This is a genomic window from Micromonospora sp. WMMC264, assembly GCF_027497275.1.
GTDB classification, from domain to species: domain Bacteria; phylum Actinomycetota; class Actinomycetes; order Mycobacteriales; family Micromonosporaceae; genus Micromonospora; species Micromonospora chalcea.
Window position 1 is genome coordinate 2,537,576 of sequence record NZ_CP114907.1, and the last position, 17,112, is coordinate 2,554,687.

Annotated in this window: 16 protein-coding genes and 1 pseudogene; 8 read left to right on the forward strand and 9 right to left on the reverse strand. The window is 74.9% G+C overall.

Annotation, left to right across the window (positions count from 1 at the left end; translation table 11 throughout):
• Nucleotides 1-10: 10 nt before the first annotated feature.
• From O7542_RS10740 to O7542_RS10755, 4 genes and pseudogenes are all read right to left on the reverse strand, one after another.
• Nucleotides 11-406: pseudogene (locus tag O7542_RS10740) on the reverse strand (flavin reductase family protein); the annotation flags it as partial.
• Entirely contained in the window at nt 375-1,595 is a 1,221-nt protein-coding gene (locus tag O7542_RS10745) for a putative sulfate exporter family transporter (protein ID WP_281606128.1), read from the reverse strand. The pseudogene O7542_RS10740 and the gene O7542_RS10745, both read right to left, overlap by 32 nt.
• Complete coding sequence (locus O7542_RS10750; RefSeq protein ID WP_281606129.1) at nt 1,595-1,741, reverse strand: hypothetical protein; 147 nt, start codon at nt 1,739-1,741, stop codon at nt 1,595-1,597. Before O7542_RS10750 ends, O7542_RS10745 begins: the two co-directional genes overlap by 1 nt.
• Before the next feature lie 87 nt (nt 1,742-1,828).
• The gene (locus O7542_RS10755) at nt 1,829-2,620 is read right to left on the reverse strand and encodes a TetR/AcrR family transcriptional regulator (protein WP_281606130.1); all 792 of its coding nucleotides are present in this window, start codon (nt 2,618-2,620) and stop codon (nt 1,829-1,831) included.
• Nucleotides 2,621-2,841: 221 nt separating this feature from the next.
• Here O7542_RS10755 and helR point away from each other — a divergent pair, with 221 nt between their 5' ends.
• The gene (gene helR, locus O7542_RS10760) at nt 2,842-5,013 is read left to right on the forward strand and encodes an RNA polymerase recycling motor ATPase HelR (RefSeq protein ID WP_281606131.1); all 2,172 of its coding nucleotides are present in this window, start codon (nt 2,842-2,844) and stop codon (nt 5,011-5,013) included.
• 43 nt (nt 5,014-5,056) lie between these two features.
• Here helR and O7542_RS10765 read toward each other — a convergent pair whose 3' ends face one another.
• The 4 genes from O7542_RS10765 to O7542_RS10780 form a co-directional block, all read right to left on the reverse strand.
• A complete protein-coding gene (locus tag O7542_RS10765) occupies nt 5,057-5,866 on the reverse strand; it encodes an ABC transporter permease (RefSeq protein WP_281606132.1) in 810 nt (269 codons plus the stop codon).
• On the reverse strand, nt 5,863-6,831 hold the full coding sequence (locus tag O7542_RS10770) for an ATP-binding cassette domain-containing protein (RefSeq protein ID WP_281606133.1): 969 nt from the start codon (nt 6,829-6,831) through the stop codon (nt 5,863-5,865). Before O7542_RS10770 ends, O7542_RS10765 begins: the two co-directional genes overlap by 4 nt.
• Nucleotides 6,832-6,897: 66 nt before the next feature.
• Entirely contained in the window at nt 6,898-7,545 is a 648-nt protein-coding gene (locus O7542_RS10775) for a response regulator transcription factor (protein WP_281606134.1), read from the reverse strand.
• Entirely contained in the window at nt 7,545-8,663 is a 1,119-nt protein-coding gene (locus O7542_RS10780; RefSeq protein ID WP_281606135.1) for a sensor histidine kinase, read from the reverse strand. Before O7542_RS10780 ends, O7542_RS10775 begins: the two co-directional genes overlap by 1 nt.
• A gap of 118 nt (nt 8,664-8,781) precedes the next feature.
• Here O7542_RS10780 and O7542_RS10785 point away from each other — a divergent pair, with 118 nt between their 5' ends.
• Both O7542_RS10785 and O7542_RS10790 read left to right on the forward strand, forming a co-directional pair.
• Nucleotides 8,782-9,615: an ABC transporter ATP-binding protein gene (locus O7542_RS10785; RefSeq protein ID WP_281606136.1), complete on the forward strand. Its 834-nt coding sequence runs from the start codon at nt 8,782-8,784 to the stop codon at nt 9,613-9,615.
• On the forward strand, nt 9,612-10,583 hold the full coding sequence (locus tag O7542_RS10790; protein ID WP_064446026.1) for an ABC transporter permease subunit: 972 nt from the start codon (nt 9,612-9,614) through the stop codon (nt 10,581-10,583). The genes O7542_RS10785 and O7542_RS10790 overlap by 4 nt, the downstream gene beginning before the upstream one ends.
• 52 nt (nt 10,584-10,635) lie before the next feature.
• On the opposite strand, the gene O7542_RS10795 is transcribed toward O7542_RS10790, so the two are convergent.
• Nucleotides 10,636-11,514, reverse strand: a complete 879-nt coding sequence (locus O7542_RS10795) for an alpha/beta hydrolase (RefSeq protein WP_281606137.1) — start codon at nt 11,512-11,514, stop codon at nt 10,636-10,638.
• A gap of 97 nt (nt 11,515-11,611) precedes the next feature.
• Between O7542_RS10795 and O7542_RS10800 the strand changes: the two genes are divergently transcribed.
• The 5 genes from O7542_RS10800 (at nt 11,612) to O7542_RS10820 (ending at nt 17,102) form a co-directional block, all read left to right on the forward strand.
• Nucleotides 11,612-13,573 (forward strand): BTAD domain-containing putative transcriptional regulator, encoded by a 1,962-nt coding sequence (locus O7542_RS10800; RefSeq protein WP_281606138.1) that lies wholly within the window; start codon nt 11,612-11,614, stop codon nt 13,571-13,573.
• 9 nt (nt 13,574-13,582) lie between these two features.
• On the forward strand, nt 13,583-14,974 hold the full coding sequence (locus O7542_RS10805) for a pyridoxal-dependent decarboxylase (protein ID WP_281606139.1): 1,392 nt from the start codon (nt 13,583-13,585) through the stop codon (nt 14,972-14,974).
• A gap of 124 nt (nt 14,975-15,098) precedes the next feature.
• Nucleotides 15,099-15,500 (forward strand): YbaB/EbfC family nucleoid-associated protein, encoded by a 402-nt coding sequence (locus O7542_RS10810; RefSeq protein ID WP_064446030.1) that lies wholly within the window; start codon nt 15,099-15,101, stop codon nt 15,498-15,500.
• Nucleotides 15,487-15,807, forward strand: a complete 321-nt coding sequence (locus O7542_RS10815) for a type VII secretion target (RefSeq protein ID WP_043324197.1) — start codon at nt 15,487-15,489, stop codon at nt 15,805-15,807. The genes O7542_RS10810 and O7542_RS10815 overlap by 14 nt, the downstream gene beginning before the upstream one ends.
• Nucleotides 15,804-17,102 carry a hypothetical protein gene (locus O7542_RS10820; RefSeq protein WP_281606140.1) on the forward strand — a complete coding sequence of 433 codons (1,299 nt, stop codon included), beginning with the start codon at nt 15,804-15,806 and terminating at the stop codon, nt 17,100-17,102. Before O7542_RS10815 ends, O7542_RS10820 begins: the two co-directional genes overlap by 4 nt.
• The last annotated feature ends 10 nt before the right edge of the window (nt 17,103-17,112 follow it).

Genomic DNA, 17,112 nt, shown 5'->3' on the forward strand with positions numbered 1-17,112 from the left:
CGACGGTCGGTCAGGCGGCGCAGCGGCGGTCGCCGGGGTCGGTCGTGTCGGCCAGGCCCGCGTACCGGCCCCGGTGGTAGAGCAGCGGCGACCCGACGTCGGCGTGCCGCAGCAGTTCCGGTTCGGCCAGCACGACGGCGTGGTCCCCGACGACGACCCGGTCCACCACCCGGCACAGCAGCCAGGCCAGTGTGTTGTCGGGGACCGGCACCCCTTCCGGGCCGGGCCGCCAGCGGGTCGGCTCGGCGAACCTGTCGATCCCGCTGGCGGCGAACCTCCGGGCCACCTCGTGCTGGCCGTGCCCGAGCAGGTGCACCGCGACGTGCCGGGCCCGGGACACCACCGGCCAGCTCGACGAGCCCAGGTCCAGCCGGTCAGACCGTGAAGCCGTGGAACAGCACCGAGGCCAGTCCGAGCGCCAGCACCAGGTTGAACACGGTGGCCGCGCCGAACACGGTGACCGGCCGCCAGCCGGCCTCGCGCAGCGACGACACGCGGACCTCCAGGCCGATGCTGACGAAGGCCACGATGAGGAACCAGACCCGCAGGTCGGTGACGATCGCCATGGTGGCCTTGCCGTCCGCCCCGGCGACGTCGAGGTACCAGGTGGCGATCACCGAGGCGGCGACGAACCCGAGGACGAACTTCGGGAACCGACGCCACAGCTCGCCGAGCCCCGGCCGCGGGGTGTCCGGGCGGCGCTCCACGCGCAGCGCGAAGTACGCGGTGAGGGCCACCGCGACCACGCCCATCAGCGCGTTCTGGGTGACCTTGACGATGCTGGCGATCTGGAGCGCGTCCTCACCGGCGAGCGCGCCCGCCGCGGTGACGGCGGCGGTGGTGTCGATGTTGCCGCCGATCCAGGCGCCGGCGACCGCGTCGGAGAGGCCGAGCACGTCGGCCAGCCACGGCAGCAGGAAGATCGACGGCAACGCGAACGCGATGACCAGGCTGGCCGTGTACGCGAGCTGTTCCCGGCGTGCCCGGACCGCGCCGGCGGCGGCGATCGCGGCGCTCACCCCGCAGATCGACACGGCCGAGGCGAGCAGCGCCCGCAGTTTGTCGTCCAGGCCGAAGCGCCCGGCCAGCCACCAGGTGAACAGGAACACGCCGCTGATTAGCAGCAGCGCCTGGGCGATGGCGGGACCGGCGGCGCTCGCGATGACGGCGAGGTTGATCGAGGCGCCGAGCAGCACCAGGCCGGTCTTGATGAAGAACTCGGTACGGAACGCGGCGGAGATCCGGTCGCGCAGGCCGGTCACGGTGACGACCAGGTTGCCGAGCAGGCCGAGCAGGATCGCGTAGACCGGGTACTCGATCGCGGCGGCCACCTCCTCGATCGCGCTGCCCTCGGCCCAGACCGGCACGTTCTGTTCCAGGTAGCGGGTGAGCGCGGCCAGCCCGAGCACCACCAGCAGACCCACGGCGGTCCAGGCCCAGAACGCGCCGGAGCGCAGGTCGGCCGGGGGCGGCGCGTCCGCGGGCGTACCGTCCGGTCGGTCCACTGAGGTCGCGGCGGCTGGGGCGTCCGCGGTGGAGGCCGCGGGCGGCCCGGCGGCGTTGCTGCGAACGGCGGGCTCCGGTGCGGCGGCCATCACGGCACCAGCCCGGCGGGGATGACGCCGACCAGCACCAGGAGCAGCAGCGCGAGGCCGAGGACAGTGGCGGCCCAGTCCTCGCTGAAGGCGAGCCGGGACGTGCCTGCGGTGGGCGGTTCGGATGGCGTGGGCGCGTTGCTCATGGAGGGCTCCTACGGGTACGCGCGGGCGAGGGAGGGCAGCCGAAGGCTCATCGACCCCACGGAGAGTTTCCTACTTAACCAGTAGGATTACAAGGTCTTCCCGCGCTCCGGCTCACCCGCGGCACGTTCGGCGACCACCACCGAGATGCCGTCGAGCACCCGCTGCAGACCGAACTCGAAGGCGTGGTCCGGCCCGTACGCCGCGCCGTGCGCCATGCCCGCGGCCGTGCCGACCCGCGCGGCGAGCGGGAAACTGCCGGCGGTCATGAACTTCTCCAGCCAGGGCCCGTGCGTCTGCCACCACTGGTCGTCGGTCATCCCGGTCTCACGTTCCAGCTCGGCCACGTCCAGCGCGACCCGCGCCGCGCTCTTGGCGTGCCCCAGCACGAGCGTGAGCACCGCGTCCATCTCCACGTCGTCGAGCCCGATGTCCGCGACGGCGCGCAGCTCGTAGTCGTACTTGGCGAGCACGTTCGGGCCGAGCACCGGCCGGGTCGTCTCGGCGCGCAGCAGCCACGGGTGGGACCGGTAGAGCGCCAGATTGTCCCGCGCGATCCGTTCCAGCCGGCCCCGCCAGCCACCCGGCACGTCGGACGGGCGCGGGAGGTCACCGAGAACGGCGTCCACCATGACGTCGAGCAGTTCCGCCTTTCCCGGCACGTACGTGTAGACGGACATGGTGCCCACGCCGAGCGCCTCGCTGACGCGGCGCATGGTGAGCGCGTCGATGCCCTCGGCGTCGGCGATCTCGATCGCGGTGCGCACGATCCGGTCGACGCTGAGGCCGGGACCGGCGCCGCGGCTGGCCGGTTCCCGGGTGCGCCAGAGAAGGGCCAGGCTGCGGGCGGGATCGGCCTTGCGCCGGCGCTCCTTCGACATGGTGCCGTCATCCTACCGGCCACGCCGTTCGCGGGCCGTCGGCGGGACGCCGGGAAAAGCCGCGAGAATTGTTCGGGCAAAAAGAATGGCGGGTTCTCCCGCCACTACCAACATATAGCGCACCCCCGGTCTTGCGGCAAGCCCCGGGTGGTGGCGCAGAATTGCCGGCCGTAACCCATTGCCGAGGCATTCGAAAAGCCGCGAAGAGCGGAGGCTCGGCCGTGCCCGTGATCGGAGACGAGTTGAATCTGCCTGCCACGAGCGTTTTCGATCTTCCCGAGCGTCTGTCGGCCAAGGCCGACCCGAACCTGATCGCCGACGACGAGCGGCACTTCGCCGTCATCGCGGACAGCCTGCGCCGCTCGATCGCCGAGTTGACCGACCGGCTCGACGCGACGCGCCGGTCCGCCGGCGGCCGGGGCCGGCAGGCCGTCGACCGGGACGAGGAGGTCCGGCGGTTGAGCGCGCGCCTGCGTACGCTGCGCCGTTACGGCCTGGACCTGTGCCTGGGCCGGATGGTCGGCGCGGACGGCGGCGAACCGGTGTACGTGGGCCGGCTCGGCCTGACCGACGGCGCGGGCGGCCGGCTGCTGCTGGACTGGCGCTCCCCCGCCGCCGAGCCGTTCTTCGGCGCCACCCACGCCGACCCGATGGGCCTGGTCAGCCGCCGCCGGTACCGGTGGAGCCGAGGGCGGATCACCGACTACTGGGACGAGGTGTTCACCGCCGACGCTCTGGCCGGGCACGCCGCGCTGGACGACCAGTCGGCGTTCATCGCCAGCCTGGGCGCGACCCGGTCGGCGCGGATGCGTGACGTGCTCGGCACCATCCAGGCCGACCAGGACGCGATCATCCGGGCCGGTTCCCGGGGCGCGCTGGTGGTGGACGGCGGTCCCGGCACCGGCAAGACGGTGGTGGCGCTGCACCGCACCGCGTACCTGCTGCACGCCGACCCGCGCCTCGGCGAGCGCCGCGGCGGGGTCCTCGTCGTCGGGCCGCACCAGCCGTACCTGAACTACGTCTCCGACGTGCTGCCCAGCCTGGGCGAGGAGGACGTGCAGATCTGCACCCTGGCCGACCTGGTGCCGGAGGGCGCGGCGGCGGCGCCGGAGACCGACCCGGAGGTGGCCCGGTTGAAGGCGTCGGCGGACGTCGTGCGGGCTGTCGACGCCGCGGTCCGGTTCTACGAGGAGCCGCCCGCGACCGGGATGACTGTCGGGGTCGGGGACGCCGAGCTGCGGCTGACCGCCGACGACTGGGCGACGGCGTTCGAGGCGGCCGGCCCGGGCGTCGGGCACAACGAGGCCCGCGACGACGTGTGGGAGGAACTGGTCACGATCCTGGTGGAGAAGTACCGCGGGGACGAGCCGGAGGAGGCGGTCCGCCGGGCACTGGGACGCGACCGGGAACTGGTGACCGCGTTCGGCCGGGCGTGGCCGCTGCTCGACCCGCTCGACGTGGTGGCCGACCTGTGGTCGGTGCCGGCCTACCTGCGCCGGTGCGTGCCCTGGCTGAGCGTCGAGGAGATCCGTACGCTGCGGCGGGCCGACGCCCGGGCCTGGACGGTCGCGGACCTGCCGTGGCTGGACGCGGCCCGGCGGCGGGTCGGCGACCCGGAGGCGTCGCTGCGGCGGCGCCGCGACGAGGCGGTGCTGGCCGCGCAGCGCGCGGAGATGGACACGGTGGTCGACGCGCTGATCGCGTCGCACGCCTACGACGACGGCGAGGGTCTGATGACCATGCTGTACGGCGAGGACATGCGCACCAGCCTGGTCGACTCCAGCGCGTTGAGCGTGGCCGATCCGGACCTGCTGGCCGGGCCGTTCGCGCACGTGGTGGTGGACGAGGCGCAGGAGCTGACCGACGCGCAGTGGCAGATGCTGCTGGCGCGCTGCCCGTCGCGCAGCTTCACCGTGGTCGGCGACCGGGCGCAGGCGCGGCACGGGTTCACCGAGTCGTGGCCGCAGCGGCTGGCGCGGGCCGGGTTCGACCGGGTCGAGGTGGCGACGCTGACGGTCAACTACCGCACCCCGGCGCAGGTGATGGCGGCGGCCGAGCCGGTGATCCGGGCCGTGCTCCCGGACGCCAACGTGCCCACGTCCATCCGCGACGGCGCGCCCGTGCGGTACGGCGACCGCGCCGAGCTGCGCGCGGTGGTGGACGGCTGGCTCGCCGCCCATCCCGAGGGCGTCGCGTGCGTCATCGGCGATCCCGGGTTCCCGGCGACCGACCGGGTCCGGTCGCTGACGCCGGAGCTGGCGAAGGGGCTGGAGTTCGACCTGGTGGTGCTGGTCGACCCGGAGTCCTTCGGCGACGGCATCTCCGGCGCGGTGGACCGGTACGTCGCGATGACCCGGACCACCGGCGAGCTGGTCGTGCTCACCGGGCCGTGACCCGTGCCCCGGGGGCGACGCACGGCCGCCCCCGGGGTCCGGCTCAGCGGCTGAGCGCCCGGTAGCGGCGCAGCGACAGCGGCAGGAACACCGCGATCAGCGCCAGCGGCCAGAGCACCGCCAGCAGCGGGTGATGCGCGGCCACCCAGGAGTCGCCGCCCCAGCCGGGGTTGCCGAACAGCTCCCGGGTGGCGCCGACGGTGGCGGACAGCGGGTTCCACTCGGCGACCGCGCCCAGCCACGCGGGCATGGTGGACGGCGCCACGAACGCGCTGGACAGGAAACCGAGCGGGAACTCCAGCGTCTGCACGGCCGTGACCGCGCTCTGTCCCTGCACGGTCAGGCCGAGGAAGACGCCCACCCAGACCAGCGCGATCCGCAGCAGCAGGATCAGCCCGAACGCGGTGAGCGTGTCGCCGAGGTCGCCGCGTGCCCGCCACCCGACGGCCAGGCCGACGAGCAGCATGACGGCGAGCGTCACCACGGCGAACATCAGGTCGGCGACAGCGCGGCCGAGCAGCGGCGCCAGCCGCGACACCGGCATGGACCGCAGCCGGTCGGTGACGCCGCGGTCCAGGTCCGCCGAGACCGCCATGGTGGTCAGGCTGATGCCGAAGACCATGGTCATGGCGAACATGCCGGGCATCAGGAACTCGCGGTAACTGCCGCCGCCCGGCACCTGGAGCGCGCCGCCGAACAGGTACGCGAACATCAGCACCATCAGGATGTCGAAGCCCAGCGAGCCGATCAGCGGACCGGGCTCGCGCCGCCAGTGCGCCAGCGCACGCCCGGTCAACGTGAGGGCGTCACCGGCCAGCGACGCACGGCGCGCGGGGTTCACCGTCGCGGTCACGCGGTCACCTCCACGCCGGTGCGGGCGGCGGAGGACGTGGCGGTGAGCTGGAGGAACACCTCGTCCAGAGTGGGCCGGCGCAGCGCCACGTCGGCCACGCCCACGCCGTCGGCGTCGAGTGCGCGCAGCACCTCGGTCAGCGCACCGGCCCGCTCGCCGACCTGGGCGCTGACCGCCCGCCGGTCCAGATCGACAGCCGGTTCGGAGCGGGCCACCGCGCGCAGCCGGCGCGCGGCGGTGGCGAGGTCGGCGGCGTCGCGGACGACCAGTTCGATCCGGTCGCCGCCCAGGCGGGACTTGAGCGCGTCCGGGGTGCCCTCGGCGATCACCCGCCCGGCGTCGAGCACGCAGACGCGGTCGGCGAGCTGGTCGGCCTCGTCCAGGTACTGCGTGGTCAGCAGCACCGTGGTGCCGGCGCGCACCAGGTCCCGTACCGCCTCCCACACCTCGTTGCGCCCGCGCGGGTCCAGCGCCGTGGTCGGCTCGTCGAGGAACAGCACCGACGGCGCGAGGATCATGCCGGCGGCCAGGTCGAGGCGGCGGCGCATGCCACCGGAGTACGTGCGTACCGGCCGGTCGGCGGCGTCGGCGAGCCCGAACCGGTCGAGCAGTTCACCGGCCCGCCGTCTCGCCCCGGCCCGGTCCAGGTGGAACAGGCGGCCGAAGATGACCAGGTTCTCCCGGCCGCTCAGCGCCTCGTCCACCGCCGGATGCTGGCCGACCAGGCCGATGCGGTGGCGCACCCGGTCGGCCTGCCCGGCCACGTCGTAGCCGGCGACCTCGGCCCGCCCGGCGTCGAAGCGCAGCAGCGTGGCCAGGATGCGTACGGCTGTGGTCTTGCCCGCGCCGTTCGGGCCGAGCAGTCCGCAGACCGTGGCCGGTCGCACCGCCAGGTCGAATCCGTCCAGCGCGGTGGCGTCCCCGTACCGCTTGCGCAGGCCATCCGCGAGGATCGCGTGTTCCACGTCTGTCCCCCTCCGTTGACGACGGCCACTACCGTACAACGTACGGTAGTCCGTCCGCCAACGGATTCAGTCGACGATGCGGTGCTCCCACGCCCAGACCGCGATCTCGGTACGGTTGCGCAGGCCGAGCTTGGTCTGCACGGCCGAGACGTGGCTCTTTACGGTGCTCAGCGAGATGAACAGCTCCGCGCCGATCTCCAGGTTCGTACGGCCCCGGGCGATCTCGCGTACCACCTCGATCTCCCGCTCGGACAGCGCTGGGCGGCGCTCGTCGCGGGGCGGGGCGGGCGGGGCCAGGTGCCGCAGCAGCCGGACCGTCACCGACGGGGACACGAGCGCGTCGCCCTGGTGCGCCGCCCGCACCGCCTCCACCAGCAGCGCCGGACCGGCGTCCTTGAGCAGGAACCCGGCCGCTCCCCCGCGCAGCGCGCCGTAGACGTACTCGTCCAGGTCGAACGTGGTGACCACGACGACCCGCAGCGGATCGGCCACCTCGGGCCCGGCGAGCGCCCGGGTCACCTGGAGGCCGTCGAGCCGCGGCATCCGGATGTCCACCAGGCAGACGTCCGGGCGCAGCCGGCGGGCCTGGGCGACCGCGTCGACGCCGTCAGACGCCTCGGCGACCACTGTGATGTCGGGCTGGTCCTCCAGGATGAGCCGCAACCCGCCGCGGACCATCGCCTGGTCGTCGGCGAGCAGCACCCGGATCGCCATCACGGCCTCCCGCACGGCACGGAGGCCCGCACCGACCATCCGCCGTCGGGGCGGGGACCGGCGCGCAGCGTCCCGCCGAGGGCCTCGACGCGCTCACGCAGGCCGACCAGGCCGTATCCGCCCCGGTGTTCGGCGGGCCCGCCGGGCGCATCGTCGGTCACCTCGACCACCACCGCGTCCGGCTCCCGCGCCACGTCCACAGTGACCTGCCCGGCGTGCGGGGCGTGACGGGCCACGTTGGTCAGCGCCTCCCGGACGATCCGGTGCACGGTGCTGGTGACCTCCGGCGGCCAGGCCGTCTCCCCCGGTAGGCGCAGCCGCACCGGCGGGCCCTGCCGGCGGAACCGCTCGACCAGCTCCTCGATCTGCTCGGTACCGGCCGAGGCCGGCGGCGCGTCATCGGTGTCGCGCAGCACCCCCACCACGCGGCGCATGGCCCGCAGCGCCTCGCCGCCGGCCTCCTCGATCCCGGCCAGCGACTCCGTGACGCGCGCCGGATCCCGCCGTCCGACCAGGTGGGCGGCCTGCGCCTGCACCACGATGCCGGTGACATGGTGGGCCACCACGTCGTGCAGCTCCCGGGCCAGCTCCAGTCGCTCGTCGCGGCGTACCCGCTCGGCAGTGGCCCGGGCCCGCTCGTCGAGCAGCCGCAGGCTCAGCCCGGTGGCGACCCCGCCGAGCCAGCACAGGCAGTTGAGCGCCACCACCCCGGACCCGCCCGCGCCCGGCCGGGCCACCGCCCACGCCCCGGCCGCCACCACGAGACCACCGGCGGCGATCAGCCCGGCGGGCAGCGGCGGCAACGCGCGTACCGCCGATCCGACCAGGACCGCCGACGCCAGCGCCAGCGTGGGCCCCGGCTCGGTGGGCAGGTCGAACAGCCGGGCGGCGGCAACGGCCGACGCCGCGACGACGAGCCCGGCAGTGGCCGTGACGACGCGCTGCCTGTCGCGTACCAGAGCCAGCACGCCGACCACGACGGCGGCCGCGCCGCCCACGAGCCAGTACCGCAGCCCCCAGCTCGCGGCGATCGCGACCGCCTGGACGCCGATCGCGGCGAGCAGCACCACGGCAAGCCCCGCCGTCGCCGCCACCCGGGGGAACCGTTCACCAGCCATGCCCAGCACGCTAGGAGATCGCGGGCCGCCGCGAACCGGCCGAAAGTAGGGTCGGCCGCGCGCCGGACCGTGCTCCGGACCGATGCCCGCCGGTCCCGCCGTGCCCAGGATGAGCCGCATGCATCCACCACTCGCCCTGCACGCCGAGCGGCTGACCAAACGGTACGGCCGCCGCACCGCGCTTGCCGACTGCGACCTGAGCGTGCCGCGCGGCCACGTGGTCGGCCTGGTCGGCCCCAACGGCGCCGGCAAGTCCACACTGCTGCAACTCGCCTGCGGGCTGATCGCGCCCACCTCCGGCACGTTGACGGTGCTCGGCGCACCACCGGCCGCCGACGCCGCGCACCTGGCCCGGGTCGGATTCGTCGCCCAGGACACACCGGTCTACGCCTCCCTCACCGTCGCCGAGCACCTGCGGATGGGCGCGTGGCTCAACCCGTCCTGGGACGCGGCGCTGGCCCGGCGGCGGATCGACGAGGTCGGCCTCGATCCGGCGCAGAAGGCGGGCCGGCTCTCCGGCGGCCAGCGGGCGCAACTGGCGTTGGCGCTGGCCGCCGCGAAACGCCCCGACCTGCTCATCCTCGACGAGCCGGCCGCCGCGCTGGACCCGCTGGCCCGCCGCGAGTTCATGCACGGCCTGGCCGGCTTCGTGCGGGAACTCGGCGCCGGCGCGGTGCTCTCCTCGCACCTGCTCGGCGACGTCGCGCAGGTCTGCGACCACCTGGTCGTGCTCTGCGCCGCCCGGGTCCAGGTGGCCGGGCCGGTCACGGACCTGCTCGCCACCCACCACCGGACCGCCGCCACGCCCGCCGGGGCCGAGGTGGTCTGGGCCGAGCCCGGCCGCGTCGTGGTCCGGGGCCCGGCGGTACGCGACGACGCGCCGGTCACGCTGGAGGAGCTGGTGCTGGCGTACCTGTCCCGGGCCGCCGCCCACCCGGTGGTGACCGGATGATCCGGATGACGCTGCGGCAGTTCCGCCTCCCGGCGCTCGCCGGCGCGGTCCTGCTGGTGCTGGCCGGGGCCTACCTGCTGCGCCTCGGCGCGGACATCCGGGCCGTGCCCGACCCGGCCCGGCTGCCCGACCGGTACGCGCAGACCATGCTGTTCCTCGCCGGCGGGTTCGCGCTGCTGCCCGCACTGATCGGCGCGTTCTGGGGCGCGCCGCTGGTCGCACGGGAACTGGAGCAGGGCACGCACCGGCTGGTCTGGAACCAGAGCGTGCCGCGCCGCCGCTGGCTGGCGGTCAAGCTCGCCGTGCTGTCGGCCGCCGCCGCGCTCGTCGCCGGGCTGCTCGGCGCGCTGCTGACCTGGGCGGCCTCGCCCGTCGACCGGGTCGCGGGCGACCGGTTCAGCACCGTGCTGTTCGGCGCGCGCGGCGTCGCACCGGTCGGGTACGCCGTGTTCGGCCTCGTCCTCGGCGTCGTCGCCGGGCTGCTGCTGCGCCGCACCCTCCCAGCCATGGCAGTGGTGTTCCTGGCCGTGGTGCTGGCGCAGCTCGCGGTGCCGAACCTGCTGCGCCCGCACTACCTGCCGCCGGAGCGGGTCACCGTGCCGATGACCGCCGACACTGTCAACCGGGCCCGCAACCTCGGCAGCATCACCGGCTCGCCGGTCGTCGGCGGACTGGACGTGCCGGGCGCCTGGGTCACCGACATCAGCCCGCTGCGTACCGCCGACGGACGGCAGCTCTCCGACGCCGTGTTCGGCACCTGTTTCCGCGACCCGCCGCGTACCGGCGCCACCGGCACGTTCGGCGACACCGCGGTCTGCCTCGGCAAGCTCGACCTGCACGTGGACCTGGCCTACCAGCCGAACCACCGGTTCTGGACGTTCCAGTGGATCGAGCTGGCGCTGCACCTCGGCGCGGCCGGTCTGCTGGCGGCGCTCGGCCTGTGGCACGTCCGGAGACGGGCCGGCTGAGCGGACGGGGGCGGCCGGTCCGGGCGCGTGGCGCGCGCCCGGACCGCCGTACCTAGCGCTTGAGGAGCGCGCGCAGCGCCTCGGCGATCTCGCCCGGCGCCTCCTCGGCCATGAAGTGCCCGGCCGTGGTGGTGCGGTGCTCCAGGTCCGGCGCCCAGGCCCGCCACACCGCCGCCGCGTCGTAGCCGAGCGCGGCACCCCAGTCCTGCTGGATGACGGTGACCGGCATGGCCAGCCGCCGCCCGGCGTCCCGGTCGGCCCGGTCGTGCGCCACGTCGATCCCGGCCGACGCCCGGTAGTCGGCGACGATCGAGTCGACCGCCTCCCCGGAGGCACGCAGGTACTCGGCGCGCACGTCGGCCGGCATGGCCGCCGGGTCACCCGCCCAGGCGTCGAGGAAGTGCCCGAAGAACGCGTCAGCGCTGGCCGCGATCATCTGCTCGGGCAGGCCGGGCGGCTGGGCCATCAGGTAGAGGTGGAACGCCACCGACGCGGACGCGCCGTGCAGCACGTCCCACATGTCGAGGGTGGGCAGCACGTCCAGCGACGCCAAGTGGGTGACCGCGTCCGGGTGGTCCAGGCCGGCCCGGACCGCGACCAGGGCGCCCCGGTCGTGCCCGGCGAGCGCGAACCGCTCGTGTCCGAGCGCGCGGGCCGCCGCCACCACGTCGGCGGCCATGGTCCGCTTGCTGTACGTGTCCTCGCTGGCAGCGGCCGGCTTGTCGCTGGCGCCGTAGCCGCGCAGGTCCGGGCAGATCACCGTGTGCTCGCCCGCCAGGTCGGCGGCGACGTGCCGCCACATCAGGTGGGTCTGCGGGAAGCCGTGCAGCAGCACGACCGGGCTGCCGGAGCCGCCCACCGCCACGTTCAGCGCCACGCCCTCGGCGACCGGAACGCGCTGGTAGTCGAATCCCGCGATGGTGGTGCTCATCTCGATCCCTCTTTCGTCTCGTCGTACCTGACCAGCGTGGCGGCGCCCGATGAGCAACCGATGAGCGCGATACGGTGACCCCTGTCGAGGAGGGTCGGTGCCTGTCGGTTTCGGTGTGCTCGGTCCGGTCACGGCCTGGGACGACGCGGGTGAGCCGGTCGACCTGAAGGGGCCCCGGCACCGGGCCGTGCTGGCCCGGCTGGTCGCCGCCCGGGGCCGGGTGGTGCCGGTCGGGCAGATCGTCGACGACCTGTGGGACGACCCGCCGGCCGGCGCGGTGAGCGCGGTCCGCACATTCGTCGCGGCGCTGCGCCGCCGCCTGGAACCGCGTCGCCCGCCACGCGAGCCGGCCCGGCTGCTGGTCACCGAGGGACCGGGGTACGCGCTGCGCGCCGACCCGGGCGCCGTCGACGCCTGGCGGTTCGAGGACACCGTCAACGCGGTGGCCGACGCGCTGCCCCGGGCCGCGCTCGACCGGCTCGACGAGGCGCTGGGCTGGTGGCGCGGGCCCGCGTACGCCGACTTCGACCAGCCGTGGGCGCACACCGAACGGTCCCGGCTCGACCAGATCCGGCTCACCGCCGTGGAGCGGCGGGCCGAGGCGCTGCTGGCGCTGGACCGGGCCGCCGACGCCGTACCCGATCTCGACGCGCACGTCGCCGCGTACCCGTGGCGGGAGGACGGGTGGGCGCTGCTGGCGTCGGCGCTCTACCGGGCCGGGCGGCAGGCCGACGCGCTCGCCGTGCTGCGCCGCGCCCGGGAACTGCTGCGCGACCAGCTCGGGCTGGACCCCGGACCCCGACTGCGGCGGCTGGAGACCGACCTGCTGCGCCAGACCGAACCCGAACCGACCGGCGCGGCGCGCGTCTGGGCCGAGACCGCAGCGGCGTACGAGCGCAGCGTGGTGCCCGGCGCGCGGGCCCGGCTGGAGTCCACTGTCGGCCTGCTGCGCAGCCTCGCGGTGACCGGGCCGGGCGGACTGGAGGCCGCCCGGGACCAGCGCGAAGCCGCAATCACCGCCGCCGAGCAGCTGGGCGACCCGGAGTTCACCGCGCGGGTGATCGGCGGATACGACGTACCCGCGATCTGGACCCGCTCGGACGACCCGGCGCAGGCGGCCCGGGTCGTCGCGGCGGCACAGCGGGCCCTGGCCGGGCTGGGCCCGGACGCGCCGGCGGCGACCCGCGCCCGGCTGCTGGCCACCGTCGCCATCGAGTCCCGAGGTACGGCGTCACCCGGCCCGGCGCAGGCCGCGCGGGAGGCGGAGGCGATCGCCCGACGGGTGGCCGACCCGGCGCTGCTGGCCCAGGCGCTCAACGGCGTCTACATGCAGACGTTCCAGCGGGCCGGGCTCGCCCCGCAGCGGGACGCGGTCGGCGTCGAACTGGTCGCGCTCGCCGCCCGGCACGGCCTGGCCACAGTGGAGATCCTCGGACACCTGATCCGCGTGCAGGCGCGCAGCGCGCTCGCCGACTTCACCACCGCCGACGCGCACGCCGAGGCGGCGGACCGGCTCGCCGCCCGGCACGAGAGCCCCCTCGTCGGTGTGTTCACCGGTGGCTACCGGGCCATGCGGACCGCCGCCACCGGCGCCGCGTACCCGGATGCGGAGGCGGCGTACCGGTCGTGGGCGACCGGGCTGGCCGGCTGCGGGATGCCCGGCGTGGAACGCGGGCTGCTGCCGCTGGCGCTGCTGTGCCTGCGGGTGTGGCACGACCGGCCCGCCGACTTCCCGGCCGACACCGACTGGGGCCCGTACGCGCCCTGGACGCGCCCGCTGCTGCTGCTCGCCGCGGACCGGCGCGACGAGGCAGCCAGGGCGTTGCGCCGCACCCCGGCGCCGCCGCGTGACCTGCTGCAGGAGGCGCTGTGGTGCCTCACCGGCCGCGCCGCTGTGGCGCTCGGGGACCGGGACGCGACGCTCCGGGCGCGCGACGCGCTCGTCCCGGCGGCGGGCGAGGTGGCCGGGGCGGGCAGCGGTCTGCTCACCGTCGGGCCGGTGGCCGCACACCTGGACCGCCTCGACGCCGCCCTCGAAGGGAGCGGCGACCGGGGCTAGGGTGCGGCGATGGACGAGCTGAGGCACCTGTTGCGGCGCGCCGCCGACCATGCGGCCGACTACCGGCGGTCTCTGCCGGAGCGGCCGGTCGGCGTACCCGTGGACCAGGCCGCGCTGACCGAGGCGTTCGCCGGTCCGCTGCCGGACGCGCCCACCCCGCCCGAGCAGGTCTTCGCCGACCTGGTGGCCGCCGCCGAACCCGGCCTGGTCGCCACCGCCGGTCCCCGCTACTTCGGCTTCGTCGTCGGCGGCGCTTCCCCGGCCGCCACCGCCGCCGACATGCTGGCCGCCGGGTGGGATCAGATCGCGTTCAACGCGGTCACCTCCCCCGCCGCCGTGGCCGCCGAGACGGCAGCGGGCGGCTGGCTGAAAGAGCTGCTGGGCATCCCGGCGACCGCGTCCGTCGGCTTCGTCACCGGCGCGCAGGCGGCGAACACCGCCGGGCTCGCCGCCGCCCGCCACCAGGTGCTCGCCGACGCCGGCTGGGACGTGGAGCGGCGCGGCCTGGCCGGCGCGCCGGCGGTGCGTGTGTTCGCCGGGGCCGAACGGCACGCCACCATCGACAGGTCGCTGCGGCTGCTCGGCCTCGGCACCGACGCGCTGCGCCTGGTGCCGACCGGCCCGCAGGGCGCGATCGACCCGAACGCCCTGGAAGCGGCGCTGCGCGACGCCGGTCCCGGCCCGACCATCGTCTGCCTGCAGGCGGGCAACGTGAACACCGGCGCGTGCGACGACCTGCGCCGGGCCTGCGACCTGGTCCACCGGTACGGCGGCTGGGCACACGTGGACGGCGCGTTCGGGCTGTGGGCGGCTGCCAGCCCGTCGACCCGGCACCTGGTCGACGGGCTGGAGAACGCCGACTCGTGGGCCTGCGACGGCCACAAGTGGCTGAACCTGCCGTACGACAGCGCGTTCGCGTTCTGCGCCCGGCCCGACGCGCATACGGCGGCCATGTCGCTCGCGGCCGCGTACCTCGTGGGTTCCGGTGGTGTGCCGGCGGGCGCGGACCTGACCGCGGAGTCCTCGCGCCGCGCCCGGGGTTTCGCGGTCTGGGCAGGCCTGCGGGAGCTGGGCCGCGACGGCGTCGGCGCGCTTGTCGAGCGGTGCTGCGCGCTGGCGCGCCGGTTCGCCGACGGGCTCGCCGGAGCCGGGTTCGAGGTGGTGAACGACGTGGTGCTCAACCAGGTGCTCGTCGGGTTCGGCGACGACGCGCGCACCGACCGGGTGGTGGCCGCAGCGCAGGTCGACGGGACGTGCTGGGTGGGCGGGACGACGTGGCGGGGGCGGCGGCTGATGCGGATCTCGGTGTCGAACGCGACCACGACGGAGGCGGACGTGGACCGGTCGGTGGCGGCCATCATCCGGGTGGCCCACCGGGACGGCGGCGACATGGTTCACTGAGGACGGTTACCGGCCGCGGCGGCAGTTGCCTGGCCGAACCGCTTCACATGCCTCGGCGGGGCACACACGCAGCGCGATCGGTTGGTAGCGTGGCGCTCACCACTGTCCCCTGGGGAGGGTCGTGATGTGGGCGGACGAGGCCGCGCTGGACGCGGCGGCACGCCGGCTCGACGAGTGGGAGTCGTCCCTGGCCGATCGGGCGGCACGGGCCCGCGACCTGTCCGCCCGCACCCAGACGCTGACCGGCATCGCGCGCAGCGCCGACGGTCTGGTTGAGGTCACCGTCGACTCGTCCGGGCTGCTCGCCGACCTGCGGCTGGACGAACGCGTCCGGCAGCACTCCGCCGCACACACCGCCCGGCAGATTCTCGCCGTCACCCGGGACGCCCGCGCCGACCTGCTGCGACGGCTCACCGAGGCCACCACCGCGGCACTCGGCGCGGACGACCCGGCCGGGCAGGCGATCGTCGAGTCCCACCAGCGGCGGCTCGGCCCCGACCCGGGCATGCCGGATGCCGCCCGGTGACGGCCTCCAGGTCGACCCCGACGACCTGACCGCGCACGCCGCACACCTCCGCCGCTGCGCCGACAGCATCGACACCGCCCGGCAGGCCGGCCAGCACGTCAGGCTGGGCGCCGACGCGTACGGGCAGCTCTGCGCGATCATGCCGGTCCTGCTCGACGGTCTCCAGCGGACGCTCACCGACGGCATCGGCACCGCCGCCACGTCGGTCCGCGACACCGCCGGGAAGCTGCGGTCCAGCGCCGAGCGCTACCGCGCCTCCGACGCGCACGCCGCCGACCTGCTCGACCGGGTACGGCAGCGGCGGTGACCACGAACCCACTGGTCGCCGCCGCGGCGGACTCCGGTCCGAGTCCCTGGGCCGGCGTGTGGATCTGCGAGGACATCGAACTCATCGCCCAGGGCGTCCGCACCGGCAGCTGGATCGACGGCAGCCTCGGCGTGGTCAGCGCCGGCCTCGACGCGCTCGCGCTCGTGTCCGACCCGGCCGGAGCACTCCTCCAGTACGGCATCGCCTGGCTCATCGAACACGTCAAGCCGCTCAGCGAAGCCCTCGACTGGCTCGCCGGCGACCCCGCCGAGATCACCGCGCACGCGCAGACCTGGCGCAACGTCGCCGCGTCCCTGCGCGAGGACGCCGCCGATCTGGCCCACGCCGTACGCACCGAGGTCGCCGGCTGGACCGGCGCCGCCGCCACCGGCTACCGGCGCTGGGCGGGCGAACAGCAGCAGGCAATCACCGGGCTCGCGCAAGGCGCCGAGGCGATGGCCGCGATCACCGAAGGCGCCGCCGGCCTGGTCGCTGCAGTGCGGCTGCTGGTCCGCGACGCGATCGCCGCCTGCGTGTCCCGCCTGATCGTGTACGCGGCCGAACTGGTCGCCACGGCGGGGCTGGCGACGCCGCTCGTGGTGGAGCAGGTGACGACGACAGTGGCGTCGTGGGCGGCGCGGATCGGGCGGTTGTTGCGGGGGTTGCTGGCAAGTCTGCGGCGGCTGATTCCGGAGATGCGGCGGCTGGGTGAGCTGATCGGCAAGCTGAAGGAGGCGCTGCGCCGCCTCTCGTCCGCCGGACCGGAGAAGACTCCTGGCAGCGGTGGCCCCGGGCGCCATAACGGTCACCCGACGAGGCCCCCGGACTTCGACCCGGGCAAGCAGCATGGTCCCCTCGGCGCCGACTTCCGGCCCGAGGTGAATGACCCTCGCGGCTTGTTCGACGACAAGGAAAGAGCGGTCGGTGACCGCCTCGCCGAGGAAGGGGACATGGTCCATCCACGGGAACGTGACGACAGCCTGTACAAGCTCAAGAATCCGGACTCGATGGTGCGGTCCGGTCCAGACGATCCCGGCGTGGTGACCGAATTCAAGACCCTCGACCGCTCCAGCAGCGAAGCCGTACGCCGTAACATCATGGCCGCCGGTAAGCAGGTCGACCAGACCGGCGGCGGCAACGCGGTCATCGACGGACGCCCGGTAAACCTGAGCGAGGAGGAGGCCCGGCGGGGTTTCGCACGAGCGCTGGGTCAGCACAGACAGCACGGCAGCGCCATGCCCGGCCAGGTCCGAATCATCCTCGGCGACAACCGAATAATCACGCTTCCCGACTAGTCTGGTGTCG